The sequence below is a fragment of the Frankia sp. CcWB3 genome, assembly GCF_977927595.1.
Map to the genome: position 1 here is coordinate 3,183 of NZ_CDWRCK010000303.1, position 1,911 is coordinate 5,093.

Below are 1,911 nucleotides of genomic sequence, written 5' to 3' on the forward strand. Positions count from 1 at the left end.
GTGTCCATTCAGGGGTGGGCGGCGGTAGCCCGCTGATCTTGGGGTTTGTGTTGAGGGGACACGTCGCGGTCGTTGCTTGATCCTCGTGGTTGGGCGTGGAGGATCAGGGGTTGTGGCTGACCCGTCCGTGTCGTGGGAGTCGCGTCTCGCGGCTGCCGAGGCGCGGATCGAACAGTTCGCGGCCGGGCAGGCAGCGGCCCGGGCTGCGAACGACCGGTTGGCCGCGGCCAACGAACGGCTGCGGTGAGTCGTGGAGGGCGCGGCCGCGCGGCATGAGGTGGAGCTCGGCGCGGTGCGGGCGGAGCGGGACCGGGCACGCGCACGGGTCGAGGAGCTTGAGCTTGAGGTCGCTGACCTGCGTCGGCGGGTGTCGATGGACAGCACGAACTCCTCCGCCCCGCCCTCGAAGGAGCCCGATCGGGGCGAGGGCCGCCCGCAGGGCCCGGCGGGCTGAGGAGAAGAAGGCCCGGGCGGCCGACGACGATCAGGCAGACGGGGACGGGGAGGCCGGGGGCCGGCAGGTCCGGCCGGCCTCGGAGCGGGTCCGTTCGAAGGACAGGAAGCCGGGCGGGCAGCCGGGTGCCGGGCTGCCCCGGGACCCGGCCCCGGACCGCCGGTTACGGGCGGACGAGCCGACCGAGTGCTCGTCGTGCGAGGCGGGCCTGGCCGGTGGGCAGGTGCTGGCGGACATGGGGACGCAGGTACGCGACGTGCCCGAGCCGCGGGTCGAGACGACCGAGTGGGCGCTGCCGCGCAGGCGGTGTGGCTGCTGCGGGAAGATCACGGCGGCGAGGGTGCCGGACGTGCCGTGGGCGACGGCGGGCTCGGTGTGCTACGGGCCGCTGATCGGCGGCGCGGTGGTGCTGCTGGGCAACGAGGGCAACGTCCCGCTCGAGCGGACCGCGCTGGTCCTCAACGGGATGTACGGCACGGCGGTCTCGACCGGCTTCGTCGCGCGGACCCTGCAACGCGCCGCCGAGGCGCTCGCGGCCCGTGGCTACGACGAGACGATGAAGGCGGCGCTGCGCGCCGAGCCGGTGCTGTGCGGTGACGAGTCCCCGGTCAACGTCCTGCGCAGGGACCTCGACGAGGCCACCGGCAGGCCGACCGAGGGCGCCCCGCACCTGCTGGCGCTGCGGACCCCGTGGCCCGGGCTGGTCTGGTACGCGGCGATCCCCTCCCGCTCGTCGGAGGCGATCGACGCCACCGGGGTCCTCGACGGCTACACCGGCTACCTCACCCGCGACGACTACGCCGGCTGGCACCAGTACGACACCCAGGTCGCCGGCGTGCAGCTCTGTTGCCAGCACCTCATCCGAGGTCTGCGGGCGGTGCTGATGCTCGCGCCGAACATCCAGAAGTGGGCCGGCCGGCTCATCGAGCTGTTCCGCGAGGCGAACGGCCTGGTCGTCGCCGCCCGAGCTGCCGGGTGCACCCGCCTCGACCAGGACGTGATCGACGGGCTGCGGGCCCGGTTCGACCGGGACGTCGAGGTCGGCCGGCTGGCGAACATGTCCCGGCCCTGGAAGGACGGCAAGAACCATCCCGGCCTGGTCCTGGCCCGCCGGCTCGCCGCGAAGGCCGACCAGGTCTGGCTCTTCCTCACCGACTTCAAGATCCCTTGGACGAACAACGCCGCCGAGCAGTCGATCAGGCTTCCCAAACGGCACCAGGCCGTCTCGGGCTACTGGCACACCCCGACGACCCTCGCCGGGTACCTGCGCGTGCGCTCCTACCTGCTCTCCACCCGCGACCATGGCATCCGCCCGATCGACGCGATCAGGATGCTGCTCGCCAGCCGGCCCTGGCTACCCACCCCCCGGGCCGCTCTCGCCGAACCGGACGGCCTCGCGGTCGCCGCCTAAATCAACATCAACACAGAGGTGCTGGGACCGTCACCTCTGAATGGAC

At 72.8% G+C, this 1,911-nt stretch carries 2 pseudogenes; both read left to right on the plus strand.

The features are described 5' to 3' along the window. Positions 1 to 85: 85 nt before the first annotated feature. A pseudogene (locus ACY5KJ_RS17965) lies at positions 86 to 449 on the plus strand (IS66-like element ISFsp11 family transposase); the annotation flags it as partial. 81 nt (positions 450 to 530) lie between these two features. Further along, positions 531 to 1,865, plus strand: a pseudogene (gene tnpC / locus ACY5KJ_RS17970) (IS66 family transposase); the annotation flags it as partial. Positions 1,866 to 1,911: the final 46 nt, after the last annotated feature.